23 protein-coding genes are annotated in these 26,481 nt (G+C 67.6%); 9 read left to right on the forward strand and 14 right to left on the reverse strand.

Features of this window, described 5'->3' with window-relative positions:
• Positions 1 to 8: 8 nt before the first annotated feature.
• From M9917_RS04960 to M9917_RS04970, 3 genes are all read right to left on the reverse strand, one after another.
• Positions 9 to 458, reverse strand: coding sequence for a MaoC/PaaZ C-terminal domain-containing protein (locus M9917_RS04960; RefSeq protein WP_297251414.1), 450 nt, complete (start codon positions 456 to 458; stop codon positions 9 to 11).
• Between the two features lie 104 nt (positions 459 to 562).
• Entirely contained in the window at positions 563 to 1,639 is a 1,077-nt protein-coding gene (locus tag M9917_RS04965; RefSeq protein WP_297251416.1) for an ABC transporter substrate-binding protein, read from the reverse strand.
• Positions 1,600 to 2,463, reverse strand: coding sequence for an ABC transporter permease (locus tag M9917_RS04970; RefSeq protein WP_297251418.1), 864 nt, complete (start codon positions 2,461 to 2,463; stop codon positions 1,600 to 1,602). Before M9917_RS04970 ends, M9917_RS04965 begins: the two co-directional genes overlap by 40 nt.
• A 196-nt stretch (positions 2,464 to 2,659) precedes the next feature.
• Between M9917_RS04970 and M9917_RS04975 the strand changes: the two genes are divergently transcribed.
• Positions 2,660 to 3,601: a ketopantoate reductase family protein gene (locus M9917_RS04975; protein ID WP_297251420.1), complete on the forward strand. Its 942-nt coding sequence runs from the start codon at positions 2,660 to 2,662 to the stop codon at positions 3,599 to 3,601.
• Positions 3,602 to 3,610: 9 nt separating this feature from the next.
• Here M9917_RS04975 and M9917_RS04980 read toward each other — a convergent pair whose 3' ends face one another.
• The 3 genes from M9917_RS04980 to otnK all read right to left on the reverse strand — a co-directional run bounded on the left by M9917_RS04980 (position 3,611) and on the right by otnK (position 7,629).
• Positions 3,611 to 5,236 carry an acyl CoA:acetate/3-ketoacid CoA transferase gene (locus tag M9917_RS04980; protein WP_297251421.1) on the reverse strand — a complete coding sequence of 542 codons (1,626 nt, stop codon included), beginning with the start codon at positions 5,234 to 5,236 and terminating at the stop codon, positions 3,611 to 3,613.
• Positions 5,237 to 5,330: 94 nt separating this feature from the next.
• Positions 5,331 to 6,329 (reverse strand): D-erythronate dehydrogenase, encoded by a 999-nt coding sequence (gene denD, locus M9917_RS04985; protein WP_297251423.1) that lies wholly within the window; start codon positions 6,327 to 6,329, stop codon positions 5,331 to 5,333.
• A gap of 28 nt (positions 6,330 to 6,357) precedes the next feature.
• Positions 6,358 to 7,629 carry a 3-oxo-tetronate kinase gene (gene otnK, locus M9917_RS04990; RefSeq protein WP_297251425.1) on the reverse strand — a complete coding sequence of 424 codons (1,272 nt, stop codon included), beginning with the start codon at positions 7,627 to 7,629 and terminating at the stop codon, positions 6,358 to 6,360.
• A 481-nt stretch (positions 7,630 to 8,110) separates the two neighbouring features.
• Here otnK and M9917_RS04995 point away from each other — a divergent pair, with 481 nt between their 5' ends.
• From M9917_RS04995 to M9917_RS05010, 4 genes are all read left to right on the forward strand, one after another.
• Positions 8,111 to 8,854, forward strand: coding sequence for a 3-ketoacyl-ACP reductase (locus M9917_RS04995; protein WP_297251427.1), 744 nt, complete (start codon positions 8,111 to 8,113; stop codon positions 8,852 to 8,854).
• Positions 8,855 to 8,869: 15 nt separating this feature from the next.
• Entirely contained in the window at positions 8,870 to 9,559 is a 690-nt protein-coding gene (locus tag M9917_RS05000; RefSeq protein ID WP_297251429.1) for a DUF4286 family protein, read from the forward strand.
• Positions 9,560 to 9,595: 36 nt separating this feature from the next.
• Entirely contained in the window at positions 9,596 to 10,675 is a 1,080-nt protein-coding gene (locus M9917_RS05005; protein WP_297251431.1) for a LacI family DNA-binding transcriptional regulator, read from the forward strand.
• A 98-nt stretch (positions 10,676 to 10,773) separates the two neighbouring features.
• Complete coding sequence (locus M9917_RS05010) at positions 10,774 to 11,511, forward strand: shikimate dehydrogenase family protein (protein ID WP_297251433.1); 738 nt, start codon at positions 10,774 to 10,776, stop codon at positions 11,509 to 11,511.
• 14 nt (positions 11,512 to 11,525) lie between these two features.
• On the opposite strand, the gene mgrA is transcribed toward M9917_RS05010, so the two are convergent.
• The 3 genes from mgrA to larB all read right to left on the reverse strand — a co-directional run bounded on the left by mgrA (position 11,526) and on the right by larB (position 14,176).
• Complete coding sequence (gene mgrA / locus M9917_RS05015) at positions 11,526 to 12,554, reverse strand: L-glyceraldehyde 3-phosphate reductase (protein ID WP_465246324.1); 1,029 nt, start codon at positions 12,552 to 12,554, stop codon at positions 11,526 to 11,528.
• 84 nt (positions 12,555 to 12,638) lie between these two features.
• Entirely contained in the window at positions 12,639 to 13,367 is a 729-nt protein-coding gene (locus M9917_RS05020; protein WP_297251437.1) for an SDR family oxidoreductase, read from the reverse strand.
• A 140-nt stretch (positions 13,368 to 13,507) separates the two neighbouring features.
• Entirely contained in the window at positions 13,508 to 14,176 is a 669-nt protein-coding gene (gene larB / locus M9917_RS05025) for a nickel pincer cofactor biosynthesis protein LarB (RefSeq protein WP_297251439.1), read from the reverse strand.
• A 95-nt stretch (positions 14,177 to 14,271) separates the two neighbouring features.
• Here larB and M9917_RS05030 point away from each other — a divergent pair, with 95 nt between their 5' ends.
• The 4 genes from M9917_RS05030 to M9917_RS05045 all read left to right on the forward strand — a co-directional run bounded on the left by M9917_RS05030 (position 14,272) and on the right by M9917_RS05045 (position 19,597).
• Positions 14,272 to 15,993 carry an IlvD/Edd family dehydratase gene (locus M9917_RS05030; protein ID WP_297251442.1) on the forward strand — a complete coding sequence of 574 codons (1,722 nt, stop codon included), beginning with the start codon at positions 14,272 to 14,274 and terminating at the stop codon, positions 15,991 to 15,993.
• 12 nt (positions 15,994 to 16,005) lie between these two features.
• Complete coding sequence (locus tag M9917_RS05035) at positions 16,006 to 17,328, forward strand: nickel pincer cofactor-dependent isomerase, group 22 (RefSeq protein WP_297251444.1); 1,323 nt, start codon at positions 16,006 to 16,008, stop codon at positions 17,326 to 17,328.
• Positions 17,329 to 17,348: 20 nt separating this feature from the next.
• Entirely contained in the window at positions 17,349 to 18,431 is a 1,083-nt protein-coding gene (locus tag M9917_RS05040) for a Gfo/Idh/MocA family protein (RefSeq protein ID WP_297251446.1), read from the forward strand.
• A gap of 137 nt (positions 18,432 to 18,568) precedes the next feature.
• On the forward strand, positions 18,569 to 19,597 hold the full coding sequence (locus M9917_RS05045) for a LacI family DNA-binding transcriptional regulator (RefSeq protein ID WP_297251448.1): 1,029 nt from the start codon (positions 18,569 to 18,571) through the stop codon (positions 19,595 to 19,597).
• On the opposite strand, the gene larC is transcribed toward M9917_RS05045, so the two are convergent.
• The 5 genes from larC to M9917_RS05070 form a co-directional block, all read right to left on the reverse strand.
• Positions 19,592 to 20,863 carry a nickel pincer cofactor biosynthesis protein LarC gene (gene larC / locus M9917_RS05050; protein WP_297251449.1) on the reverse strand — a complete coding sequence of 424 codons (1,272 nt, stop codon included), beginning with the start codon at positions 20,861 to 20,863 and terminating at the stop codon, positions 19,592 to 19,594. The two genes, M9917_RS05045 and larC, sit on opposite strands and share 6 nt — an antisense overlap.
• Positions 20,864 to 20,911: 48 nt before the next feature.
• Complete coding sequence (locus tag M9917_RS05055; protein ID WP_297251451.1) at positions 20,912 to 22,411, reverse strand: aldehyde dehydrogenase family protein; 1,500 nt, start codon at positions 22,409 to 22,411, stop codon at positions 20,912 to 20,914.
• Between the two features lie 125 nt (positions 22,412 to 22,536).
• Positions 22,537 to 24,258: a GMC family oxidoreductase gene (locus tag M9917_RS05060; RefSeq protein ID WP_465246366.1), complete on the reverse strand. Its 1,722-nt coding sequence runs from the start codon at positions 24,256 to 24,258 to the stop codon at positions 22,537 to 22,539.
• Between the two features lie 20 nt (positions 24,259 to 24,278).
• A complete protein-coding gene (locus M9917_RS05065) occupies positions 24,279 to 25,355 on the reverse strand; it encodes a mandelate racemase/muconate lactonizing enzyme family protein (RefSeq protein ID WP_297251455.1) in 1,077 nt (358 codons plus the stop codon).
• Positions 25,356 to 25,370: 15 nt separating this feature from the next.
• Positions 25,371 to 26,480: an ABC transporter ATP-binding protein gene (locus tag M9917_RS05070; RefSeq protein ID WP_297251457.1), complete on the reverse strand. Its 1,110-nt coding sequence runs from the start codon at positions 26,478 to 26,480 to the stop codon at positions 25,371 to 25,373.
• Between the last annotated feature and the right edge of the window lies 1 nt (position 26,481).

Genomic DNA, 26,481 nt, shown 5'->3' on the forward strand with positions numbered 1-26,481 from the left:
CTGATCCATCAGACAGTGGCGGTCGAGGCCGCCACGGCTTCCAAAGGAACCTTGGAGACGAGCAGGGCCTTGCGGCCCTGCTGGACGACCGAGCCATCCTGCTTGACGACCTTGACCTCGAAGGTCGCGATCGCCTGCGTCGGCCGGGAGCGGCTGTCGCGCAGCTCGGCGAGCTCATAATCGACGAAGATCGTGTCGCCGACGAAGACGGGACCGACGAACTTCCAGCCATCGATGCCGAGGAAGGCGATGGCGGTTTCCCGCAATTCACCCGTCCGCGCCCACATCAGCCCATGGGCATAAGCGAGGCCGAGCATGCCGTGCGCGACTTTGCGGCCGAACTGGCTGCTCTGCGCATAGACATCGCTGGTGTGGAGCTCGGAGAAGTCGCCGGTCAGCCCGGCGAACCCAACAAGGTCCGCATCGGTGATCGTGCGCCCCGGGCTGCGAAAGCGCATCCCAACGAACAGATCCTCAAAACGGTAGCCCAGTCGCGGCTTGTCTTTCATCGCGGCGCCCGCCCTCGCATTCGGCATGTTTCGATCAACGCGACTTGCGACGCTTACTTGCAGGCGCGCATTTCGCCATCCGCCGGAAGAAACTCGTTGGTGTAGTAGCTCTTCGGGTCCTGTCCCGCCGGCAAGAGCTTCACCTCGGAAAGAAGCTTCTGGGTGCGCGCCCAGTGCGCGTCCTCGGCCTTCCCGATGAACTTCGCACCGCCGCTGCAGAACAGCGGCGTGATGGCCGCGAGCTCGGCGGTCGCCAGCTTGACGTTCATATCCGGGAACAGGGCTTTGGTATGCTCGATCGCCTTGGCGGGGTTGTCGAGCGCGAACGACCATCCCTTCAGGCTCGCCGCGATGAACTTCTTGATGACGTCCGGGTTCTTCTTGGCGTATTCGTTGGACGCGAAGATCGAGGTCGCGACCGTCGGCACGCCGTGATCGGCGAAGGGGAAGTTCGTGAGCTCGGCGCCCTGCTGCTCCAGCTGGATCTGGTAGGAGTCCGTCGATCCGAGGATGGCATCGACCTGCCCCTGCAGCAGCGAGGGAACCATGGCCGCCACGGGCATGTTCAGAAGGGTCATGTCGGATTCCTTCAGCCCGTTGGCCTCCAGCAGCAAGGGCAGCATCGGACCCTGGGAGCCGCCGGCGGGAACACCGATCTTCTTGCCCTTCAGATCCGCGATCGACTTGATGCCGGTCTTCTTGAGGGCATTCACCGCGTTCGGGTTCGACTGATAGATCGTCGAGACCATCTTCATCGGGGCGCCCTTGGCGATCAGCTGGGCGACCGCGACCGCGTCCGCATAAGCGAGCTCCGACCGGCCGCTGGCGACGAGCTGGGCCGTATTGCCGGAGCCGTTGCCCTGGACGATCGTGACATCGAGCCCCGCCGCCTTGTAGTAGCCCTCGCCGACCGCCGCCGCGAAGCCGGCGTTCGGGCCGCCCGCGGTCCAGTTCAGCTGGAAAGTGACGGGCGTCTGCGCCGTTGCGCCAACCGCAAAGCCCAGGCCCGCGGCAAGTGCGGTGATAGCCAGAGACTGCTTAATCCAAGCTTTCATGAGACCTCTCCCTGAAGTGTTCATAGTCCGAGTTGTTACCGGCCGCCGGCACGCTGCCAGGGCGTCATCAGCCACTCGCTGAACTCGACGACATAGTTGATGAGGATGCCGATGATCGTCAGAACCACCAGCACCGCAAAGGTCAGCTCGATATCGAGCGTGCTCGTGCCCCTGAGGAGAACATAGCCCAGGCCCTGATTGGCGCCGACGAATTCAGCCACGATGGCGGCGGTCGCGGCGATGGTCGCCGAAGACTTGATCCCGGAGAAGATCACCGGCAGCGCGGCGGGAAAGCGCAGATACCAGAATGTCTGCCAGGTGCCGGCGCCCATCGACTGGGTCAGGTACAACAGGCGCGTATCGAGGATCTGGAAGCCGCTGATGCTCGCCAGCAGGAGCGGAAAGAACGTCATCAGCACGGTCAGCAGGACCTTCGACTCCATGCCGAACCCGAGCCAGACGAGGAAAAGCGGCGCGACGGCGATTTTCGGGACGAGCTGCAGCAGCATGATCGGCGGATAGAGCGTCTGCCGCGCCAGCGGCGACAGGGCGATCAGCAATCCAAGCGGTATCGCCGTCACCACGGTCAATCCAAAGCCCAGGATGATTTCGCTCAAGGTGACCTTGGCGTTGAGCCAGAGCATCGGCGCGTCACTGACGAGCCGCTCGAACACCGCGCCGGGCCCCGGCAGGAGGTAGCCCGGAATCTTGAAGGCGATGATCGAAATCGACCAGAGCGCCACGATCGCGACGAAGGTCAGCGGGGGGATCAGGTTCCAGCCGACGCGCTTCAGGCGCCGCACGGTCGGCGAGCGGCGCAGCGGCGCTTCCCACGTATCCTCCTGGGAACCGGACACGGCGAAGTTGGGCGCCGCCTGCGACGTCAGCTGCGAAGCCATCCCTTGGCTCTCCCCGAGTGCTGGAGGTGCATACCCCCGAGGGGCGGCACTCTTTCTTGGCCCGATGGCGCGCCTCGCGAGCCCGCCACGTCGTAGGTTGAACGCTATTCCAGCTCGAAGCCGATGACAAGCAAAATGTAGCCGTTTACATTGGCAAATCGCGGACACCCGAGTCGCGCCAATCCGGGAGGCAGAGTTGAAGAACCCGCACGTCGTCATCGCAGGAGCGGGCGCCATGGGCAGCCTGTTCGGCGGCCTGTTGGCGGAAGCAGGACTGGCGGTTTCGCTGTATGCGCGCCGGTCCGATCACATCGCGGCGATCAGGGAGCGCGGCTTGCTGCTCGTCGGCGTCGGCGGCGAGCGCAGGGTCGCCGTCCATGCGGCGGCGAGCGTGGCGGAGATCGCCCCGGCCGACTTCGTGCTCTTCCAGTGCAAGGCCGATGCGACGCATGAGGTCGCGCAGGCGATCGCGCCGCTGATGCATCGTGGCTCGGTCGCGGTGAGCTTTCAGAACGGCCTCGGCAATGAAGAGATCATCGCCGCGGCGCTGGGCCCGGACGTCGTGCTCGGCGGCCTGACCTCATTGGGCGCGACCCGCGAGGCGCCCGGCGTCGTGCGCAACTACGCCAGCCTGCCGACGATCGTCGGCGAGCTCACCGGCGGCCTCTCGGCCCGCGCCACGGCGTTCGCGTCCCTGATGTCGGCTCATGGCATCCCGACCACGGCGACGGCGGAGATCATGACCGAGAAGTGGCGAAAGCTGATGCTCAATGTCGCGATGTCCGCGACGAGCGGCCTGACCGGGCTGACCATCGGCGAGGTCGCGGGCCTGCCGGCGCTGGCGGCGGTCGCCCGGCGCGCCATCGACGAAGCCGCGGCCGTGGCCGAAGCTTGCGGCGTCGCGCTGCCCCCCGCCACGCGTTACGCGGTCTTCGACACGATCGTCACCAGCGGAGCCGCGCGCAACAAGACGAGCATGCGGCGCGACATCGAGGCGGCGCGACCGACCGAGGTCGAAGCGATCTACATGAGCATCGTCGCGCGCGGACGTGCGACGGGCATTGCGACGCCGACGCTCGAGGCGTTCGCCGCGCTTATTCTCGGCGTCGAGGCCGCGCAGGCGGCGGCCTCGGCCTGACAAGCCGGCTCAGGCGGGCTCGGCGATCCGCTTGAGCCCGGATCTGGCGAGCTGACGGCGCGGCCGGCGGGCCTGCGAGCCGCGCGCATTGATGTCGTGCTTCAGCCCCATCGGTTCCGACAGGAACAGCCGCGCGTCCATCGTCTTCAGATCGGCGGCGACCATCGGCCGGAAATCCATATGTGCGGCGATATCACGCTCGAAGTCGATACCCGGCGCGATCTCGCAGAGCTCGAGGCCGGCCGCGCCGACGCGGAAAACCGCGCGCTCGGTGACGAAGACGGCCTGGCGACCCTGCTGGCGCGCGAAACTGCCATTGTAGCAGATCTGCTCGACGGCCTTGACGAACTTGCGGCTGCGCCCCTCCTGCAGGATCCGCAGCTGGCCGTCGGTTACCGCAATCTGCAGGCCGCCCGCCGTGAAGGTTCCGCTGAACACGACCTTGCGCGCGTTCTGGCTGATGTTCACGAAGCCGCCGATGCCGACGATCGTGTTGCCGAAGCGGCTGACATTGACGTGCCCTGCGGAATCGACCTCGGCGAAGGACAGAAAGGCGATGTCGAGGCCGCCGCCGTCGTAGAAGTCGAACTGGTAGGGTTGATCGACCATCGCGTCGTAATTCTGCGCGGCGCCTGAATCCGGGCCGGTGAGCGGGGCGCCGCCGATGAAGCCCTGCTCGTTGGAGAGCACGATCTCACCGAGGAAACCTTCCTCCGCGGCGACGGCCGAAACGCCCGTCGAGATGCCGGAGCCGAGATTGCAGATCGCGCCCGGCTGAATTTCCATCGCGGCGCGACGCGCGACGATCTTGCGCTCGGTGAAGGGCAGCTTGCGCATGCCTTCGAGCGGAATCCGCATCTCGCCGGAATAGCTGGGGTTGTAGTCGCTCCAGTAGGTCTGCCGCTGGTTCTCGTCGACGACCACGTAATCCACGAGAACGCCGGGGATCTTCACGCTGCGCTGCGGAAGCGTGCCGCGCTTGGCCAGGCGCTTGACCTGGACGACGACCGCGGCGCCCAGGCGCCGCCCGGCCTGGGCCGAGGACAGCATCTCGCCGGGGATCGCCTCCTGCTCCATGCTGATGTTGCCATCCTCGTCGGCGGTCGTTCCGCGCAGCAGAACGACATCGATGGGGAACGGCTTGAAGCGCAGCCACTCCTCGCCGTCGACCTCGAGCAGCTCGACGAGATCCTCGCGGGCGCTGGGGCTCTGGCGGGCGCCGAGCTGGCGGGGATCGACGAAGGTATGCAGGCCCGTCTTGGTGACGAGGCCGGGCCGCCCGGCCGCCATCTCGCGCGCGAGCTGCGCGATGACGCCCTGCGGCAGGGTGTAGGATTCGATCAGGTCCTTCTGGACGAGCTCGATCAGCGGCGGGGAATCGACGAGGGCACCCGTGATGCTGCGCTTGAGCATGCCCGGATGACGGAAGCGCGCCGCGCCCTTCAGCTTGCGATCGCCGATGCCGACGGCATGGATCAGGCACAGGTCGCGCGGGGTGCCGGCTTCGAGGAAACGCGCCTCGACCGCTTCGAGAATGGCCTCGGGCACGCAGTGCCCGCCCCCGGAGCCACTGACCAGCACGCTATCCCCGGATTCGATGAGCGAAGCTGCCTCGGCAGCGCTGATCACCTGCATCGTTTCACTCCTGGTTCCTCAAGACGGCGGGCCTGACAGGCAGGTGCAGCCGCATAATTGTAACCGATTTCATACGTCCCGATGAAAGCCGCCGTCAAGAAGCCATGCCGGCCGCTTCAGACGCGCGGGCGCCGGGCATGTCGTCCCGACGGTAGATCTCGATGATCTCGGCGAAGCTGGCATCGCCGCGGAAGCCGAGATCGCGGGCCCGCCCGGCTTCGAACGCCTCCGGCCAGCCGCCGACGATGGCCGCGATGGCCGGATCGGGTTGGGTTTCGATCAGCGCCACCGCCTCGTTGCCGGCGACGTCGCGCAGCGCTTCGATCTGTTCTTCGACCGTCGCCGACAGCCCGGGCATCGTCAGGTTCCGTTTGGCGCCGAGGCGCGAAGCATCGAGGCCGGCGGCCTGGATGAGAAATCCGATCGCGGCACGCGGCGAGGCAAACCAGTGCCGGACCGTCGGCGGCACCGGCAGGACGGCCTTCTGGCCATTGAGGGGCTCACGGATGATGCCCGAGAAGAAGCCCGAAGCGGCCCGATTGGGCTTGCCCGGCCGCACGCAGATCGTCGGCAGGCGGATGCCGACGCCATCGAGGAAACCCCGGCGGGAATAGTCCGACAGGATGAGCTCGCCCATCGCCTTCTGCGTGCCGTAGCTCGTCAGCGGCGTGAGATGGAAATCATCGGGAATGACGCCGGGGAACGGAGCGCCATAGACCGCCAGAGACGAGGTGAAGACCACCCTGGGAACGTAGTCATCCACCCGCCGGATCGCCTCGAACAGGTCGCGCGTGCCGTCGAAATTGATGCGATAGCCCTTCTCCAGATCGGCTTCGGCCTCGCCCGAGACGATCGCCGCCAGATGAAAGATCAGCTCGGGGCGATCCGCGATCAGTTCTTCGGCGGTTCCCCGCCGGGAGAGATCGAAAACGCCGCTCGCGATCGGGAACGAAGCCGGCGGAGCCGGAGCCTGCACGATGTCGGCGAGCGCGAGATGCGCGATTTTCTTACCCCCGACCTCACCATCCCGAACGAGCCTCTCCGTCAACTTGCAGCCGATCATGCCGGCCGCGCCGAGAACCAGAACCTTCACGTCACACTCCCCAATCCCATTGGCCGGCCTAGCCCTTCAGAACAGCCAGCGCATTCTCGAAAAAATCCGGCTCGCCGAAGTTTCCCGACTTCAGGGCCATCGCGAGCGGCGGCGCTGCGACGGTCGAGACGGCCGGCACTCCGGGCGCGATCTCGGGCCCGATCGCGAAGGCATCGATGTCCAGGGCGGACACCACCGCCCCCGAGGTTTCGCCGCCGGCGACGACGCAGCGCGTCACCCCCTCGGCGACGAGGCGAGCCGCCAGCAACCCGAAGAATCGATCCAGCGCGTGCGAAGCCGCCTCGGCGCCGAATCGGGCTTGAACCGCCTTGACGCGATCGGGCGTATCGGACGAGGCGATCAGCGGCGCCTGGCCTTCGTGCTCGCGAACGAAGGCGGCCAGCTCCCCGATCAGCGCCTCGACGTCACCTTCCAGGATCTGATCGACACCGATATGGCGCAGCGGGTGGCGCCTCGCATGCCGCGCGATCTGTTCCAGCGTCGCCGCGGAGCAGCTTCCGGCGAGGACGGCTTCCGGGCCGGGCTGCGGCTTGAATGTCGCGCTCCCCCCGACCGGGAGGCCCGCCCGGCGAAAGTTCAGCGGCAACGCCAGGGCGACGCCCGAGCCGCCGGTAACCAGGAGGTCCCCGGCGCAAGCGCCGCCGATCGCGACGAGATCCGCCTCGGACAGCGCATCGACGATCGTCAGAACCTGCCCCTGATCGCGGGCTCTCGCCAACGCCTCACGCACGCGATCGCTTCCCTGCGAGACGTCGCGCCAGGGGATGTGGCCGACAGGCGCGGCGCATTGCCTTGCGAGCCAGCGGCGCAGATCCGCGTCGGTCATCGGATTCAGCGGGTGCGTCGCCAGGCTGGATTCGCTGAGGAGGCGGTCTCCCACGAACAGATGGCCCTGATAGAGCGTCCGGCCCGCCGCCGGAAATGCGGGACAAGCCACGACGCCCTTCACACCCAACGCCGCGGCAAGCGCCTCGCCGACCGGGCCGATATTGCCTTCCGGAGTCGAATCGAACGTCGAGCAATACTTGAAAACGAACTGCCGGCATCCCTGCCGTTTCAGCCAGCTCAAGGCCGCCAGCGACTGGGCGATGGCCTCGTCGGCCGGAATCGAGCGGGTCTTGAGCGCGACGACTCCCGCTTCGCATTCAGGGGCCGCGTCACGCTTCGGCACGCCCAGATATTGCGTCGTCGCGAGACTGGCCCCGCCATAACCCTTGGCCAGGGTGTTGGCGATGTCGGAGGCGCCGGTGTAATCATCGGCAATCACCCCGAGAAGCATTCGAAACTCCTGGCTGTCTTCCACTTCACGGCGGGCTTGCCGGCGGGGATACCGTCCAAGTCGATGGAGCCCGGAATGGCGTCCACCCGCCCCTGCAAAAGAGCAGGGACCGTCGACGCGGGCGGCCTCGTGACGATGGCCATAGCGGCCGTCTGCCTTCGGAAGGAGCGGAAATCCATGCAAGCGAGCTCGAACGCGGGGTTTGTTGAACGCTATTCCGACTCCAGGGCGATGACAAGATGAATGTAGCCGTTTACATTCGATTCCTGCGCGTTGCGATCCCGAATCGAATCTGCGATCGCAACGGCCGCGGCGCCGATGCGGAATATGGCACGGCTGACATGCGTATTTCGCGGATCGCCGATGGGAGTTCGGCTATAATCCGATTGACAACGAGGCCGTCGGCTGTAACCGTTTGCAACGCAATGGATTGCGTCGAGATGAACCCTGGATTTGCCCCGTCCGCCAGCGAGCCGGGCCCGTGACCCGCGTCGCGATCGTCACCGGCGCCGGCCGCGGCATCGGCGCGGCGATAGCCGATGCCTTGACGCAAGCGGGCTTCATCGTCGCGCGCGTCAGCCTGGAAGCGGCGCCCGAGGCCCCGCCCGGTTCCCCTGCGGGCGGAGCCTATTATCGCTGCGATCTTACGGACATCGCCCAGCACGAAGACCTGCTCGAACGGATCGCGCAGGATTTGGGCGAGCCCGAATGCCTGGTGAACAATGCGGGGGTCAGCTCGATGCACCGCGGCGATCTGCTCGCGCTTTCGCCTGAAAGCTTTGACCGGACCCTGGCCATCAATCTCAGGGCGGGCTTTTTCCTCACGCAAGCTTTCGCGCGCCGGCGCCTGGCGCTGGCGCCCGGGCGAGACGGAACGATCATCTTCATCGGCTCCGCCAATGCCGAGATCATCGGCGAGAACCGTGGCGACTATTGCATGAGCAAGGCAGCCGTCGCCATGATGTCGAAATTGTTCGCGGCGCGCTTGGCCTCGGCCGGAATCTGCGTCTTCGAGATTCGGCCGGGAATCATCCGGACGCCGATGACGGAGCCGGCCACCGCAAAATACGACGCGCTGATCGCCGGCGGCGGGGTTCCGATGGAGCGCTGGGGCGAGCCGGCCGATATCGGCCGGACCGTCGCCACCCTCGCAAGCGGCGCGATCCCCTACGCGACCGGCATCCACATCGATGTCGGCGGGGGGCTGCAACTCCATAGAGTCTAGAAGGAAGGGCTGACGATGGCACTGGCAGGCGATGGCGTGCTGGCGATCTGGAACGGTATCGAGGCGGCGGCCGAGGCCGACTTTCTCGCCTGGCATATCCGAGAGCACATCCCCGAGCGCGTCGCGGTCGCCGGATTCAACCGGGGCCGCCGGTACATTGCCGAGCGCGGGCGACCGAAGTACTTCAACTTCTACGAGGTCGATTCCACGCAAACGCTGGTTTCCCCGGACTATGTGGCGCGGCTCAATGCCCCCTCGGCATGGACGAAGCGCGTCGTCAGGCATTTCCTGGATACCTCACGCACCATCTGTCACGTCGTATCGAGCCGGGGCGTCGGGGACGGCGGCTATGTCGGCACGTTGAAGTTCGATCTGCGCGGGCCGCGCGCGGAATTTCTCCACCGTGTCGAACCCGTCCTTTCCGCCTTGCACGACGCCCCCTCGGTCGTGGCCGTCCACCTGCTGGAAGGGCAGGGAGGGGGAAGCAACGGACAGACCGCGGAGAAGGACCTCAGAAAGCAGCCTGACGCGACCGTGGACTGGCTGCTCATCATCGAGGCCGTCGATCGCGCGGCCCTCGAGGCAGCGGTCGCCGAGCACTTGCCGCCCGACGTCGCGGCACGCCTCGGAGCCGGCTTCGAACCTGACGCGGATTATGGCATCTATCGTCTCCAGTACGGCCTGTCGAAGGCTCAGCTCGCATGAGCCTTCGACCGATCCGTGGAGCGGACGGAAAGCAGCATGCGGCAAAGCAGATCAGGGCCGAAAACTGACACATCGCAGGGCAGGGCTGCAGCCTCTGATCGCCGCAGTGTCGGACTGAGGGAGGTGGCCCGCGTTGCCGGCGTTTCGACGGCGACGGTTTCGCGCGCCATGAACAATCCCGAAATCGTCTCGGCCGATCTGCGCGCGCGCATCGATGCGGCGGTCCAGCAGCTGGGCTGGGTTCCGGACGGGGCGGCACGCGCCTTGAGCACGCGCCGTTCCCAGACGATCGGCGCGGTCTTCCCGGCGCTTTCGATCGGCGAATTCGCCCGGGCGACCCACGCCATTCAGTCGGAACTCGCACGGCTCGGCTACACGCTCCTTCTCGCCTGTTCCGAATACGACCCGGCTCAGGAGCTCAGCCAGGTCCGGAAGTTCGTCGAACGAGGGGTCGATGGGCTGATCCTCGTCGGGCAGGCTCACCACCCGGACACCGAGCGCCTGCTCCATCAGCGCAAAATCCCCTATGTGAACACCTTCGTCTACGATCGCAGCCAGCCAGGCACCTGCGTCGGCCCCGACAACCATCGAGCGCTGCAGATGATGACCGATCATCTCGCTGATCTGGGTCATGTGCGGTTTGCCGCCATTGCCCAGTCGACGCTCAACAACGACCGGGCCGGCGCGCGCCTCGAAGGCATGCGCCACGCCCTGGCCTTGCGCGGCCTCGCGGCCAGGCCGCAGCATGTCCTGATCGGCAAATGGACGATCGGCGAAGGCCGAGCCCTGTTCCGCAAGCTGATGCAGACCGATCCCCGGCCGACAGCGATCATCTGTGGCAATGCACACCTCACCGTCGGCGCGGTCCTGGAAGCCTTGGCGATGGGGCTGCGGCTTCCGGACGACGTCTCGATCGTCGGCTACGACGACATCGAGGTCATGAGCCATCTGCCCGTACCCGTCACCACCGTCCGGGTTCCGGGCGACAGGATCGGTGCGACGGCTGCCCGGCTGCTGGTTTCGAGGCTCGAGAACAAGCCCTTCTCCGAGCCCCTGGAGGCTGAAGCCGAAATTGTTATTCGGAGTTCATCCGGCCCGCCTCCGAAAGACAGCTAGAGACATACTCACGCGACGATGAGCTTATAATGTCAACAACTCAACCTCATACCACGATCACAGGATCAACGAGACTTATTGGATTCATCGGAGACCCGGTGATTTATGCAAAATCACCACAAAACATCAATCCACTGATCAGCAAAGCAGGCCATGACGCGATTGTCGTCCCGGTCCATATTCTCCAGGAGAACTTCGACGACGCGATCGGGGGCGTTTTGTCCATCGCCAATCTCGACGGGATCATCGTGACGATGCCGTTCAAGGAGAAGCTTCTGGCACGCATGCATGAGGCGAGCGGACGGGCGCGCGCCGTCGGTGCCATCAACGCGGCCAGGCGGAAAGCCGACGGAAGCTGGGAGGGCGACATTTTCGATGGCGCCGGTCTCGTGGCCGCGGCTGAAACGATCGGCGTCGATCCGCGCGGTTTGAGCGTGGGCCTCATCGGGGCGGGCGGAGCCGGATCGGCCATAGCCTTCGCCCTGGCCGACGCGGGCGCCGCCACGCTCGTGATCAATGACCGGGATCAGGCGCGCGCGGAACAGCTCTGCACGCGCGTGGCCCGCTATGGCCCGCTGAACCCGACCGCTCAGCCGATCGATGTTGGGCAGATCGACCTGCTGGTCCACGCAACGCCGCTCGGCATGAATGCGAGCGACGGGATCGCCATCGATATCGAGGGGTTAACGGCACGCACCGCGGTCATCGACATCGTCACAAAGCCGCAGACGGCCTTGCTCAGAGAGGCGGCGCTGCGCGGCTGCCCGCATGTCGGCGGCGCCACGATGGTCCAGGGTCAGGCAAACGCGATACTGGGCTTCCTCGGCTTGGACTGACTCGCGACGCTGCGTCACGCCGGCTGGCCGCGCGAGGAAGGGGGCCGCATGTCGAAGCCGCCATCGCGGGCGTGGAGGTCGATTTCCGCGAGCTCGGCGCTGTCGAACCGGCGATTGGCCAGGGCTCCGGCGCAATCGATGATCTGCTCCGGACGGCTTGCCCCGATCAGCGCCGAGGTGACGCGCCGGTCGCGGAGCACCCAGGCCAGCGCCATCTGCGCCAGCGACTGACCGCGCCGCCGCGCGATCGCATCGAGCGCCCGGATCCGCGGGAGATTGTCCTGCCTGGCCAAGGCCCGGTTGAGACGCGGCGAATCGCCGACCCCGCCCCGGCTGTCCGCGGGAACTCCGTCGAGGTACTTCGTGGTCAGCATGCCCTGCGCCAGCGGCGAAAACACGATCGCGCCGATGCCCTCGTCATCCAGGGTGCCGAGCAGCCCGTCCTCCTCGATCCAGCGATTGAGCAGCGAGTAGCTGGGCTGGTGGATCAGGCAGGGCGTGCCGAGATCGCGCAGGATCCTGGCCGCCGCGCGGGTCTGTCGGGAATCATAGGAGGAGATGCCGACATAGAGCGCCTTCCCCTGCCTCACGGCCGCATCGAGTGCGCCCATGGTTTCCTCGAGCGGCGTGTCCGGGTCGAAGCGATGCGAGTAGAAGATGTCGACATAGTCGAGCTTCATCCGCCTGAGGCTCTGGTCGAGGCTGGAGAGCAGGTATTTCCGGCTGCCCCACTCGCCATAGGGACCCGGCCACATCCGATAGCCCGCCTTGGTGGCGATCAGCAGCTCGTCGCGGTGGGCGCGGAAGTCCTGGGCCAGGATCTCGCCGAACGTCACCTCGGCGCTGCCGCCGGGCGGGCCGTAGTTATTGGCGAGATCGAAATGCGTGATGCCGAGATCGAAGGCGGTGCGGCACATCGCCCTCGCCCGCTCGAACGGGGCCTGCTCGCCGAAATTGTGCCAGAGCCCGAGCGACAGCGCCGGCAGCTTCAAGCCGCTGCGGCCGCAGCGGCCATAGGGCATATGATCATAGCGATCGGCCATGAATTCACTCATTATCGGTCACACGCGGCTGCTGGTCAGAATCGAACCACACGGCCTCGACCGTAGCGGAGACGAGCGCCACGGTCACCCGGTGCCGCCGTCGAGCGAAAGGGTCGTGCCAGTGGTGAACCCGCTTTCGTCGGCGGCGAGATAGGCGACCGCGGCCGCGACCTCGTCCGCCGTCCCCAGCCGGCCGACGGGATGGCGCGACATGAACAGCGCCCGCGCCGCGCCCGGGTCCGGCATCGCGGCGATGCGCTCTTCCAGCGAAGGGCTCTCGATCATGGCCGGGCAGATCGCGTTGCAGCGGATGCCTCTGGGCGCGAAATCGGCCGATACCGATCGGGTCAGCCCGATCACCGCGGCCTTCGTCGCGGAATAGGCGGCACGCTGCGCGACACAGCGCAGGCCCGCCACGGAGGCGATGTTGACGATGCTGCCGCGGCCCGCCGCCAGCATGGCCGGCAGCGCCGCGCGCGTCGCGGTGAAGACCGTGTCGACATTGATGCGAAAGGCGCGCTGCCAGTCCTCGGCCTCGCCGTCCAGGATCGACCCGACGGGAACCCAGCCGACGCAGTTCACCAGGATATCCAGGCGCGGCAAAGCGCCGATCGCGCCCGTCAGCCGCGCGGGATCGCCGGCATCGAAGGCACTGACCGAAATCCGCGGGCCGGCCAGGGTTTCAAGCCCCGCCGGATTGAGATCCACCGCCATCACGTCGGCGCCTTCGGAGGCGAGGCGCAGCGCCGTGGCGCGACCGATGCCCTGCCCCGCGCCCGTCACGAAGGCGACCTTGCCGATAAACCTACTCATGGCGTCGTCCCCGAGACCTGCTGTCGCCGGCTGCCTGGGCGTCTCCAGCACGCGTCGATCGCTCATACGCAATGGATTTCGCAGCAGCAACAGCTGTATTTGCCTGACAAATCTTTGCTCAAGCCGGAGAGGACGAGCCGTTACCTTCCCTGGCGCATCAATCCGGCGATCTTCAACGCCGCGCAGGCGGCGCCGAAGCCGTTGTCGATGTTGACGGTCACCAGTCCGGCCGCGCAGCTCGACAGCGCGGAGCCGAGAGCGATCCGGCCGCCGGCCCCCACCCCGTATCCGACCGAGGTCGGCACGGCGATGACGGGAGCCCGGACGAGACCGGCGAGCACGCTGAACAGGGCGCCCTCCATGCCGGCGACGGCGATGACGACGTCATGGCGCCTGATCTCGGGCAGGGCCTCCATCAGCCGCCAGAGCCCGGCCACCCCGACATCGTGGATGCCGGTCGGCTCGACGCCATGGAACTGCAAGGTGCGCGCCGCCTCCCGCGCGACGGGCAGGTCGGACGAGCCCGCCGCCACGATCGCGACGGAGATCGTCAACCGCTCGCCGGATTCCGGCGCCGGCAGGATGGCCGTGCGCGAGACCGGATCGTAATCGATGCGTGCGCGGGTCGAAGGCGACAGGACGCCGAAGCGATCCTCCTCGAGGCGCGTCAGCAGCAGGCCCCGGCCCGCTTCCATCGCCTCGGACAGGATCGCCTCGATCTGCGCGCCAGACTTGCCGGCGCAGAGCACGGCCTCCGCGACGCCGGTCCGGGAGGCCCTGTCCCAATCCATCCTGATCTCACCGCTCATCACAGTCTCCCGCGGCCCTGAAACGCCACGAAAGCGCTTTCATTGCGTTTGCCGAGCTCTTATAGCGTAGACACGGTCCAAGGAAGGGCAAGGCGATGGCGGAAGAGCGTAGCGGGATGCGCAAGGGCTTGGCCAATTACGGGGATGCCGGCTTTTCCCTGTTCCTGCGCAAGGCCTTCATCAAGGCGATGGGCTATTCCGACGACGCGCTCGACCGCACGATCATCGGCATCACCAACACCTTCTCGGGCTACAACGCCTGCCACAAGAACGTTCCCGACATGATCGAGGCGATCAAGCGCGGCGTCATGCTGGCCGGGGGGCTGCCGATCGAGTTTCCCGTCGTCTCGATCGCCGAGTCCTTCTCGCATCCGACCTCGATGTTCCTGCGCAACCTGATGGCGATGGATGCCGAGGAGCTGGTGCGGGCGCAGCCGATGGACGCCGTCGTGCTGATCGGCGGTTGCGACAAGACCGTGCCGGCCCTGCTGATGGGCGCGGTCAGCGCCGATGTGCCGGCGATCCTGACCGTGACCGGCCCGATGATCACCGGCCACCACAAGGGCGAGCGTCTCGGCGCCTGCACGGATTGCCGGCGGCTCTGGGCCCAGCACCGGGCCGGGGCGATCGACGAGACCGAGATCGAGGCGATCAGCGGCCGTCTCGCCCCGGGGCCGGGCACCTGCATGGTGATGGGGACCGCCAGCACCATGGCGCTGATGTCGGAGGCGATGGGCATGATGCTGCCGGGCGGGGCGGCCATCCCCGCCGTCGCGGCCGACCGCCTTCGCCATGCGGAGGCGACCGGCGCGCGCGCCGTGGCGATGGCCCGCGAGAAGCTCCGCCCGAGCCAGATCATCACGGAGCGTTCCCTGAAGAACGCGCTTCGCATCCTGCAGGCGACGGGCGGATCGACCAATGGCCTCGTCCATCTGGCGGCGATCGCCGGGCGGATCGGCGTCGATCTCGATATGGAGGCGTTCGACCGGATGGGCGCGGAAACCCCGGTCCTGGTCGACCTCAAGCCGTCCGGCCAGCACTATATGGAAGACCTGCACAAGGCCGGCGGCCTGATCACGATCATGCGCGAGATCGTCGAGGTGCTCGACACCGGCTGCCTGACCGTGACCGGCAAGACCCTTGGCGAGAACATCGCGGACGCCGAGCCCGGCTGGCCGCAGACCGTGGTGCGCAGCCTCGGCGACCCGATCCACCGGGGCGGCGGCCTCAGGGTGCTCCGCGGCAACCTCGCTCCCAATGGCGCGATCATCAAGCAGTCGGCGGCGACGCCTGCGCTGCTCTCGCATACCGGCCGGGCAGTCGTGTTCACCTCGCTCCAGGACCTGGCCGAGCGGGTCGACAGCCCCGATCTCGACGTCACCGCCGACGATGTCCTGGTGCTGCAGAATGCCGGCCCCAAGGGCGCGCCCGGCATGCCGGAAGCCGGCTATCTGCCGATCCCCAGGAAGCTCGCGGCGCAGGGCGTCAAGGACATGGTGCGGATTTCCGACGCGCGCATGAGCGGAACGGCCTTCGGCACGATCGTGCTGCATGCCAGCCCCGAAGCCGCCATCGGCGGGCCGATCGGCCTGATCCGCGACGGCGACAGAATCCGGCTCGACGTGGCGAAGGGGGAATTGCAGCTCCTCGTCGACGATGCGGAGCTGGCGCGGCGCAAGGCTTCCTGGACCGCTCCGGTGATGGCGGGCTCCGAGCGCGGCTACTACAAGCTCTATGCCGAGCAGGTCACGCAGGCCGAGCATGGCTGCGACTTCGCCTTCCTGCGCAAGTCCCCGCCGCCCGGACCGATTTTCTAGCGGAGGAAGCCCATGGCCAGCGCCTCTTTCCCCGCCATCGACTTTCCCTTTCTGGCGAAGGTCGACATCCCTCGGGTCCGCAGGGTCGGGCTCGATCATCCGCGCGGCACGCCGGTGAGCGATATCGCGGGCAGCGTCCGGCGGGCCGTGCGCGCAAGCCGGCGCCTGGCGGCTCTGAAGCCCGGCGCCAGCGTCGCGGTCGGGCTCGGCAGCCGCGGCATATCGCATATCGCGCTGATCGGGCGCGAGGCGATCGCCGAGCTGAAGGCGATGGGGCTGTTTCCCTTCGTGGTCCCCGCCATGGGCAGCCATGGCGGCGGCACCGCCGAGGGGCAGGTCAAGGTTCTCGCCAGCCTCGGCATGACCGAGGATTACCTCGGCGCGCCGATCCGCGCGACGATGGAGGTCGTCGACTATGGCGTGACGGCCGATGGCGCGCGCTGCAAGTTCGACCGCCACGCCGCCGCGGCGGATGCCGTGCTCGTCATCAACCGGGTCAAGTCGCACACCACCTTCGACCGGCCGGTCGAAAGCGGCCTGTGCAAGATGGTCGCCGTCGGCTTGGGCAAAGCCGAGGGCGCCCAGCAGGTCCACCGCATCGGCCCTCCGGGGCTGAGCGACACGCTGCCGGCGCTCGCCCGGCTGGCGCTGCAGAAGTCGCCGGTCGCCTACGGCATCGCGCTGGTCGAGAACGCCGCGAAGGAGATGGTCCGGATCGAGGGCGTCGAGCCTGAGGATTTCTTCGCCTCCGACGAGCGGCTCCTGGTCGCGGCCAAGGCGCTGACCGCGCGCCTGCCCTTCGATCCGATCGACGCGCTCGTCGTCGAGCAGATCGGCAAGAACATCAGCGGCGCCGGAATGGACCATGCCGTGATGGGGCGGGCGGATCTGCGCTCGATCCCCAACCCCCCGCCCTTCGTCTCGCGGATCGCGGTGCTCGGCCTTAGCAAGGCGACCGGCGGCAACGGGCTCGGCATCGGGCTCGCCGATTTCACCACCGTCGGCGTCGTCGGCCAGATCGACCTGCAGATGATCTACATGAACTCGCTGACCTCGACGCTGGTCGAGAAGTCGCGCCTGCCGATCGTCCTGCCGCATGATCTCGACGCCTTGCGGGCGACGGTCTCGACCTCATGGTCCGCGACCGACGCGGCGACGCGGCTTTGCCTGATCCGCTCCACCCTCCATCTCGACGAGATCCTGATCTCCGAGGCGCTGCTGCCGGATCTGAAGGCCAGCGGCCGGGCGGGCTTCATCGGCGACCCCTTCGCGCTGCGCTTCGACGAAACCGGAGCGCTGCTGACGCGCGCCTACGCCGCCGACGAGACCCGCTGAGCAACCGGGAAGGACGTGCCATGCGGCGGTTGAGGGTCGCGATCGTCGGTTGCGGATGGGTCGGCGGCTTGCATGTCGCGGCCGGCTTCGGGCTGCTGCCGGAGCTGTTCGAGGTCGCGGCCTGCTGCGACGTCGACGCCGCCCGCGCCGTGGGTTTCGCGGCCGAATTCGGGATAGCGCGGCGCTTCACCGACTATGCCGCGCTTCTGGAAAGCCCGGATATCGACGTCGTCTCGATCTGCACGCCGCCGTCCCTGCACTACGCGATGGTGATGGCCGCGCTTAAAGCCGGCAAGCATGCGATTTGCGAGAAGCCCTTCACCAGCTCGCTTCGCCTGATGGACGCGGTCATCGCGGCTGAAGCCGAGGCGAGCGCGCGGGTGATGCCGATCTTCCAGTACCGCTTCGGCGCCGGCATCGCCCGCATCAAACATATGATCGATTCAGGCCTCGCCGGGCGCCCCTTCATCTCCTCGGTCGAGACCGCCTGGAAGCGCGGGGCGGACTACTACAAGGTGCCGTGGCGCGGGAAATTCGCAACCGAGCTCGGCGGCGTGCTGCTGACGCAGTCGATCCATATCCATGACCTGTTCATGTGGCTGATGGGGCCCGTGGCGCGCGCCGCCGCGTTCAAGGCGACGCGGGTCAACCCCATCGAGGTCGAGGATTGCGCCGTCGCCGCGCTCGTCATGGAAAACGGCTCGCTCGCCTCGCTGACCGCGACGCTGGGCTCGGCCCGGCCGGTCACGCGGATCAGGCTGTGCTTCGAGCACGCCACCTTCGAGAGGCTCGGCCATGACGCCGACGCTATCCGCCCCGGCGACGACCCCTGGCAGATCATTCCGCAGCGCCCCGAGCTCGCCCAGGCGCTCGCGGCGAAGGCCGCCGAGGTCACGGCGCCGGCTGAGCTCGGTTTCGCACGCCAGTTCGCGCTGTTCCACGCGGCGATCGCCCGGGATCTGCCCTTCCCGGTGACGTTGGCGGATGCCCGCCGCTCGCTGGAGCTGATCACGGCCCTGTTCCATGCCGATGAAACGCGCAGCGTCGTCGAGCTGCCGATCGGCCTCGGGCATCCCCTTTACGAAGGCTGGACGCCGGCCTAGCTAACGCGCAACTTGCTTGCGGCGTGCCTGCAACGCACTCGGTCCGCACCTCATCCGGTAAAATCAGTTCCATGGCGAAGAAACCCGTTGAAGCCGCTTCAGCCATTCCGGACGCACCGGATGCGAAACAACGCAGGATGCGCAAGCCGTTTCACCAGGGCACCAAGCTTTCCGACGTGGCGCGCCATGCCGGGGTCTCGACCGCCACCGCATCGCGCGCGATCAACACGCCGCGCCTCGTCTCGCCCGAAGCCCGCGAGAAGGTCGAGGCCGCGATCCGGGCGCTCAACTGGATTCCCCATGGCGCCGCCAAGGCCCTGGCCTCGCTGCGGACGCGCACGATCGGGGTGCTGATCCCCACTTTCGGGCACCAGACGATCGCGGCCATGATCGAATCGCTCCAGCGCGAGCTGGCCCTGGCCGATTACACCCTGCTGATGGGCTGGCCCGATCCGGTCGTGCAGACGACGCTGAAGCAGGCCTTCAACATGATCGAGCGCGGCGTCGAATGCCTGATCCTGATGGGCGAGGACCAGCCGCCCGAGCTCATGGAGCTGCTGCAGCGGCGCAACATCTTCTACGTCATCGCCTATACCAGCGGACGTTACGGCACCCAAAACTGCATCGGCTTCGACAATTTCATCGAGATGTCGAAGCTGGCGCGCCATCTGCTCGATCTCGGCCATACCCGCTTCGGCATCATCACCCGCGGCTTCAGGAACAACGACCGCATCCGCCAGCGGATCGAGGGGGTCAACGCGACGCTCGCCCAGGAAGGGCTGGCGGTCCGCCCGCAGCATTTCATCGAGGTTTCGCACTTCCTGATCGGCTCCGGCCGCGAGGGGATGCAGCGGATGCTGGCCACCGACAGGCCTCCCACGGCCGTGGTCTGCGCGAACGACTATCTCGCCGCCGGCGCCCTGATCGAAGCGCGCGCCGCGGGTCTTTCAGTGCCCGACGACGTCAGCATCGTCGGGTTCGACGATGTCGAGCTCGCGGCCCAGATCGAGCCCCCGCTGACGACGATCCGGATTCCGGCCCGGCATATCGGCCATACCATCGCGCATTACATCCTCGACCGGCTCGAGCATGGCGAGGCGAAGCTGCCCGATCGGATCGAGGCCGAGCTGATCATCCGCGGCAGCACGGCTCGACCGCGCTCATGAGGCGGGGCCCGCCTCGCCGGCCTGCTTCAGCAAGCGTCGTTCCGCCAGGGTCGCCACCGGCGCCAGATCGTCGCTCTCGACCTTGACGGTCGCGACGTCGCCCGGCCGGCGCACGATCTTGCGCCGCAGGGCGGGCTCGGTCGCGCTGACATCGTGTGTCCGGGGCAGGATCTCCCTCTGCTCCAGGCGCCAGCGCAGGCCGATCGTCGCCGTCTCGCGGAAGCACTCGGCATGGACGGAGGTCATCGTCGCGCTGTTGTCGGACAGGATCCGGAAGCCGTGCAGGGTGCGCCCCTTCTTGCCGATCCGGGTTTCGAGCGAGACGTCGAGGACGCCCGGATGCGCGCGCAGGCGATCGCAGGCCACGGCGATCTCCTCGCCGGTCATGTCGTCGACCTCGAATTCGGTGACGACGACATTGTCCGGCGTCGCCGCCTGCTCCGCGCTGTCGAACAGGCTCGCCCTCAGGATGTTGGGCATGGCCGTGAGCGTGCGCGTGCCCGCGCCATAGCCGCAGGCCGCCAGCCGGCCGCCGATCGCGGCGGGCGCGGCCGGATCCCCGATCAGATGGCGCAGGATCGCGGCGCCCGTCGGCGTGACGCGTTCGCCCCCGACGCCGTCGTCGCGCCAGGAGAAGCCGCGCAGGATCGCCGCCGTCGCCGGCGCCGGCACGGGCAGGAGCCCGTGCTGCGTCCTGACCAGCCCGGCCCCGCGCGGAAGGTCCCCGACCCGCCAGACCGCGCCCGCGAGCGCCGCCGCTATGCTGCCGGCCGCCACGACATCGAGCAGCGAATCCCAGTCGGCGATCTCGTGGAAATGCACCTCCGCGAGCGGGACGCCGTGAATATGCGCCTCGGCCTCGGCCAGGATCGTCAGGATCGCGATCGCATGGCGCGCCGTCCCGGCACCAAGCCGCGCGCCCTCGATCCGCGCGACGAGGTCGCGATAGCGGGTCAATCGGGGCTCCCCATGACCGGCCTCGGTCGCCCCGTCGGCCGCGTGGTGGTGGTGATGGCCATCGCCGCCATGGTCATGGCTGTGCGGCGTCTGCCGGACCTCCTGCAGACGGCCGAGCTTCAGACGCAGCACCCTGATGCCGTTGCTCTGGCCGGGCTCGAGCCATGCCTCGCCGATACCGTCCGGCAGCACGGCGTTGGCGTCGGCGAGAACCTGGGCGCTGAGATCGGGACAGGCGTCGAGCATGGCCGCGACGAACATGTCGCCGGCGATGCCGCCGACGGCCTCGAGCAGGATGGTCCTCGGCATCGTTCGGCTCGTCCTTTTTCGTCCGCGACGCGGCGCGCGGGCGCCATGCTAAAGCGGAGCGGAGCCGAATTGCAGCTGGATCGTCTTCAGCTCGGTGAATTCCTCGATGGCATAGCGGCCCTTCTCGTGGCCGACGCCGCTTTGGCCATGGCCGGTCAGCGGCAGTTCCGGCGCGCCCGCCAGGAAGGTGTTCACCTCGATCGTGCCCGCCTTCAGGCTGCGCCCGAACAGGAAGGCCTTGTCGAGATCCCGTGTCCAGATGCCCGCCGCCAATCCGTAGATCGTGCCGTTGGCGATGCCGACCGCCTCGGCCACACTGTCGAACGGCATGACGCAGAGCACCGGGCCGAAAATCTCCTCCTGCGCGATCGACATCGACGGCGCCACCTCAGTGAACACGGTCGGCTGCACGAAATGCCCCGGCAGGGCCGCTTCGGGGCCGGCTTCGCGCGACCAGCCTTTGGCGCCGGCATCCGACCCGGCGGTGATATAGCCGGTGACGCGATCGCGCTGGGCCTCGCTGACGAGGGGACCCATCTGGGTCTGCGGATCGAGGGGATCGCCGACCTTCAGCGCCTTGGCATGGGCGATCACCGCCTCGGTGAAGCGCGTCGCGACGCTGCGCTCGACCAGCAGGCGCGATCCGCTGACGCAGGCCTGCCCGGCATTGCGGGTGAAGCCGAGCACCACCTTCTCCGCCGCCGCGTCGAGATCGGCATCGGCGCAGACGATATGGGCGGATTTGCCGCCGAGCTCCAGCGAGACCTTCTTCAACGCCTCGCCCCCCAGGCGGCCGATCTCGCGGCCGACCCGGGTCGAGCCGGTGAAGGAGATCATGTCGAGGGCGGGGTGCTCGGTGATCGCCCGCCCGGTGTCGTTACCGTATCCGGCGACGATATTGACGACGCCGGGCGGCACGCCCGCCTCGATCAGGATGTCCGCGAGCCGCAGCGCCGTTCCCGAGGTCAGCTCGCTCGGCTTGACCACGGCGCAGCATCCCACCGCCAGCGCGAAGGGCAGTTTCTGGCTGACGATCAGCAGCGGATAGTTCCACGGCGTGATCATGCCGACCACGCCGACGGGCTGGCGCAGGACGAGCGCCATCGTCTGCGCGCCGAGCTGGTCATAGCTGTCGCCATAGGTGTGGCGCGCCAGCGTCGCGGCGTATTCCCACAGCGCGACCGAGCCGCCGATCTCGCGGTCGATCAGGCCGATCGGCTTGCCGACCTCCAGGCTTTCGATCAGGCCAAGCCCGGCCCGGTCCCGGTCGATCAGCTGCGCGACCCGCGCGATGATCCGCGCCCGCTCGGCCCCCGGCATGCCGCTCCAGACGCGGCTGTCGGCCGCCTTGCGCGCCGCCTCCACCGCCGCCGCGACATCCCGGGCCGTCGCTTGCGGGTAGCGGCTGACGACCACGCCGTGAGCGGGATTGCGCCGCTCGATCGAAACGTGCCCGGCGGCGCCCACGCGGTTTCCGCCGATCAGGCTTGCATAGTCGGTCGGAGTCGAGGGCAGGCTGGCGCGCGGTGCTGCGGGGGCGATGGACATGGCGCTTCCGGAGTTGAAAGGGGCTAGAGCAATTCCGCGTTTCTCCGAATCGCGGAATTGCTCCAGGCCTTTGTTTTATCGCATTTTCTTCACGCGAACCGGTACCCGCTTCGCTTGAAAATGCTCTAGGCAGCGGATGCCGCCGCCTCGGCGAGGATGTCGTCGGCGATCTTTTCCGCGACCATGATGGTGGGCAGGTTCGTGTTCGAGCACGGGATCGCCGGGAAGATCGAGGCGTCGACGACGCGCAGGCCCTCGACGCCGCGGACGCGGCCCGCCTCGTCCGTCACGGCCTGGGGATCGTCCGGCGCGCCCATCCGGCAGGAGCAGGAGGCATGCCAGACGCCGATGGCCGAACGCCGGATATAGGCCTCGAGAGCCGCGTCGTCCCTGAGCAGCACCGTGAGCGGATCGCCTTCGAGGATCAGCGACGACATCAGCCGCCGGCGCAGCCAGTCCGGCCCGTCGAGAAGCCGGGCGAGGAAAGCCGTGAGCAGCCTGTTCTTCGCGTTGATCTCGCCGACCTGGCGCACCTTCTCGCTGAAGCTCGCCGGGAAGGGATCGGCCGTGACGGCCTGCATCACCGGCATCGCGAAAACCGCCGCCATCCGCCTGAACGCGCTCATCAGGCGCTGCAGATCGCGGTAGTCCGCCATCAGGTTGAAATCGACGCTCGGCTGGACGGACGGGTCGGCGCTGCGCAGCTTCACCTCGCCGGCGCAGGAATAGGTCTTGTTGACCCACATCGAGATCGAGCAGATGCGGTCCCCGACGGCGTGCCAGGCCGTCTTCGTCGCGATCGTCGCGCCCATGTCGCCCTGCGGGGCTCCATCGAGCCCCGAGGAGAACCGCATGCCCAGCATCAGATGGCGCCGGGTGCGGCCGTTGATGCGCGCATGCGGCTTGACGAAGGCCGCGACCGAGATCGACGGATGGTCCATCAGGTTCTGGCCGACGCCGGGGACATGCGCCCGCACCGCGATGCCGAGATCCTTCAGCGCCGCCGCATGGCCGATGCCGGCGCGCAGGAGCTGCGTCGGAGAATGGATCGCGCCGCAGGAAAGGATCACCTCATGCGCTGAAAAGCGCAGCTCCCGCCCGTCCGGCCCGCGCGCCCTGACGCCGGTGCAGCGCTCTTCCTCGAACAGCAGCCCGACGACCTCCGTCTCGCAAAGGATCGTCAGATTGGGCCGCGCCCGCGTCATCGCATCGAGATAGCCGATCGCCGTCGGCACGCGCCGGTCGTAGAGATTGGTGATGGCCGAGGGGTAGTAGCCGTCGCGGAAATCGCCGTTCTGGTCGGCGATATAGTCGAAGCCGAGCTCGGCGAAAGCCTGCGCCGTGGCCTTGGCGTGTTCGGGCCAGAGATCCTGGAAGATGCGGCGCACGGGAATCGGCCCGTCGCGGCCATGGAGCGGACCGTCAAAGTCGATATCGCGCTCGAGCTTGCGGAAATAGGGAAGGACGGCATCCCAATTCCAGCCCCTGGCGCCGAGCGCGCCCCAGGCGTCGTAGTCGGCCGGCAGGCCGCGGCTGGCGAGCTGCCCGTTGATCGAGGAACCGCCGCCGAGGACCCTGCCCTGCTCGTATTTTCGCAGGCGCGGCGCCGGCGCGCCGGGATCGTTGCGCGAGCGGACCTCGGTGGTGACCTTGAGATCGTTCCAGAGGAAGCGCTTGTCGAGATAGGCGGTGCCGGCATAGCTGTCGAGGATCGCCTCGGGCGTCGCGCCGTCGCGGATATCCATGCCCGCCTCGATCAGAAGCACATGGCTGGCGCTGGCGGATGACAGGCGATTGGCGAGCACGGCCCCGGCGGAGCCGCCGCCGACGATGAGATAGTCGAAGATCATGCGGTCATCGGGCGGGATCATGCGACCCGATAGCGCTTCCACGCCTCCTCGGTGAAAGCGACGCCGTGGCCGGGCCGGTCCGGCACGAGCAGTTCGCCCTTCTCGACCGTCAGGCCCTCGACCAGGAGATCGTCCATGAACGGGTAGAACTCGACATAGGTCGAGCGCGGCAGCGCGGCGGCGACATGGATATGGAGCACCGTCATGAAATGCGGGGCGAGCGCCAGGCCGAAACTGTCGGCGATCCGGCCGATGCGCATCGCTTCGGTGACGCCGCCGACGAAGCACATGTCAGGCTGGACGACGTCGATCGCGCCGCCCTGGATATAGGGGATGAAATCGCGCCGCGAATGGACATGCTCTCCCATCGCGATCGCCATCGGCAAGGCCTGGCGCAAGCGCTTGTAGCCTTCGATATCCTGCGAGAGGATCGGCTCCTCGAACCAGTAGACGTCCTGATCGCAGAGCTGCTTGCCGAGCCAGAGCGCGGTCGGCAGGCTCAGGCGCTCATTGGCGTCGCACAGGATGCGCGGCCCGGAACCGATGGCCTCGCGCACCGCCCTGACGCGCTCCATGTCGCGATCGGGCTCGCGCCCGACCCGAAGCTTCACCGCATCGAAGCCATCCGCGATGTAGCCGGCCGAGAGCTCGACGAGATCGTCGATGGGCAGCGACGGGCTGGCCTTGCCGCTGCCATAGCAGGGCACGCGGTCGCGAACCCGGCCGAGCGCGCGCGCCAGCGACACGCCCATCATGCGCGCCTTCAGGTCCCACAGCGCGGTGTCGATCGCGGCGATCGCCATCGAGGCGATGCCGTGGCCGAGACGATGGGTGAAATGGAACAGCTCATCGGTGATGGTCTCGACCTCGATCGCCTCGCGGCCGGCGATGCGCGGCAGCAGCACGACGTCGAGGAGCGCCTTGACCGCTTCGCCGCCGCCATAGTCGGAGGTGAAGGTCCAGCCCGTCCCGCGCTCGCCGGCGCTGTCCTCGACGGTGACGCCGATCAGCTCGAACATCTCGTCGGCGCGTTCGGCCCTGACGCGATCGGAAGGAAAGCGCAGCATCCAGCTCGTGGCGGTCTTGATGGTCATCCAGGCTGCTTTCCGTCAATCTTCGAGGATGGCGATGCGCTCGGGCGGAACGGTCAGCACGACCTTCGTCCCCGCCTGCGCGATGATGGGGGGCGTCGCCTGGACGCGGATATCGTGGCCGCCCGCCGTGGCGACGAAATAATCGACCAGCCCGCCGGTGAACGACATCGAGCGGACCTCGCCGGCGATCACGTTGGCGGCGCCGGAGGGCGCAGCGGTGCCCGGCTCCAGGCGGATATCGACCGGGCGGATGCAGATGCGCGCGTCGCCGCGTCCCTTGAGGCTCTCGCCCCCGGTCGCGCTCAGCAGCGCATCGCCGCCGGCCAGCCGCCCGCCGACGCCATCGCCCCGGGCCGCCGCATCCGCGAGCGTCAGGATGTTGGCGAGCCCGATGAAGCCCGCCACGAAGGCGTTGCGCGGCTTCTCGTAGATCGCGAGCGGCGGCCCGCGCTGGACGATGACGCCGTCTTGCATCACCGCGATCTCGTCCGACAGCGCCAGCGCCTCGTCCTGACTGTGCGTGACGTAGACGCTGGTGATGCCGAGCCGCTGTTGCAGCGCACGGATCTCGAAGCGCATCTGCTCGCGCAGCACGGCATCGAGATTGCTCAAGGGCTCGTCGAACAGAAGGATGCTCGGTTCGGTGGCGATCGCGCGCGCGAGCGCGACGCGCTGCTGCTGGCCCCCCGAGAGCTGGCCCGGGTAGCGTTGCGCGTATTGCGCCATGCCGGTGATCGCCAGGACCTCGGCAACCTTGCCGGCGATCTCGGCGCTGGGACGTTTCCGCTGCTTCAGGCCATAGGCGACGTTCTGCGTCACCGTCATATGCGGCCACAGGGCGTAGGTCTGAAACACCATGCCGAGGTCGCGCTGCTCGGGCGGCGCGCCCTTCGGCCCGTCGGTCAGCAGGCGGCCGCCGGCGACGATCTGCCCCTCATTGGGCTTTTCGAGGCCGGCGATCATGCGCAGCGTCGTGGTCTTGCCGCAGCCCGACGGGCCGATCAGGGACATGATCGTGCCCGCCGCCACGTCCAGGCTGATGCCGCGGACCGCCGGCGCCGTGCCATAGGACTTCTTCAGCCCGATCAGCCGCAGCTCCGTCCCCGCATCGCCGGACGCTTTCATG

The organism is Bosea sp. (in: a-proteobacteria) (assembly GCF_023953965.1).
GTDB lineage: Bacteria > Pseudomonadota > Alphaproteobacteria > Rhizobiales > Beijerinckiaceae > Allobosea.

Bases quoted from the DNA above. Each gene is read 5' to 3' on its own strand.
- M9917_RS04960 (WP_297251414.1), bottom strand. From the start codon at position 458: ATGCGCTTTCGCAGCCCGGGGCGCACGATCACCGATGCGGACCTTGTT.
- M9917_RS04970 (WP_297251418.1), bottom strand. From the start codon at position 2,463: ATGGCTTCGCAGCTGACGTCGCAGGCGGCGCCCAACTTCGCCGTGTCC.
- M9917_RS04980 (WP_297251421.1), bottom strand. From the start codon at position 5,236: ATGCAGGTGATCAGCGCTGCCGAGGCAGCTTCGCTCATCGAATCCGGG.
- otnK (WP_297251425.1), bottom strand. From the start codon at position 7,629: ATGCTTCTCGGGGTGATTGCCGATGATTACACCGGCGCCTCCGACATC.
- M9917_RS05000 (WP_297251429.1), top strand. From the start codon at position 8,870: ATGGCACTGGCAGGCGATGGCGTGCTGGCGATCTGGAACGGTATCGAG.
- M9917_RS05005 (WP_297251431.1), top strand. From the start codon at position 9,596: ATGCGGCAAAGCAGATCAGGGCCGAAAACTGACACATCGCAGGGCAGG.
- mgrA (WP_465246324.1), bottom strand. From the start codon at position 12,554: ATGGCCGATCGCTATGATCATATGCCCTATGGCCGCTGCGGCCGCAGC.
- M9917_RS05020 (WP_297251437.1), bottom strand. From the start codon at position 13,367: ATGAGTAGGTTTATCGGCAAGGTCGCCTTCGTGACGGGCGCGGGGCAG.
- larB (WP_297251439.1), bottom strand. From the start codon at position 14,176: ATGAGCGGTGAGATCAGGATGGATTGGGACAGGGCCTCCCGGACCGGC.
- M9917_RS05030 (WP_297251442.1), top strand. From the start codon at position 14,272: ATGGCGGAAGAGCGTAGCGGGATGCGCAAGGGCTTGGCCAATTACGGG.
- M9917_RS05035 (WP_297251444.1), top strand. From the start codon at position 16,006: ATGGCCAGCGCCTCTTTCCCCGCCATCGACTTTCCCTTTCTGGCGAAG.
- M9917_RS05040 (WP_297251446.1), top strand. From the start codon at position 17,349: ATGCGGCGGTTGAGGGTCGCGATCGTCGGTTGCGGATGGGTCGGCGGC.
- M9917_RS05045 (WP_297251448.1), top strand. From the start codon at position 18,569: ATGCGCAAGCCGTTTCACCAGGGCACCAAGCTTTCCGACGTGGCGCGC.
- larC (WP_297251449.1), bottom strand. From the start codon at position 20,863: ATGCCGAGGACCATCCTGCTCGAGGCCGTCGGCGGCATCGCCGGCGAC.
- M9917_RS05055 (WP_297251451.1), bottom strand. From the start codon at position 22,411: ATGTCCATCGCCCCCGCAGCACCGCGCGCCAGCCTGCCCTCGACTCCG.
- M9917_RS05065 (WP_297251455.1), bottom strand. From the start codon at position 25,355: ATGACCATCAAGACCGCCACGAGCTGGATGCTGCGCTTTCCTTCCGAT.
- M9917_RS05070 (WP_297251457.1), bottom strand. From the start codon at position 26,480: ATGAAAGCGTCCGGCGATGCGGGGACGGAGCTGCGGCTGATCGGGCTG.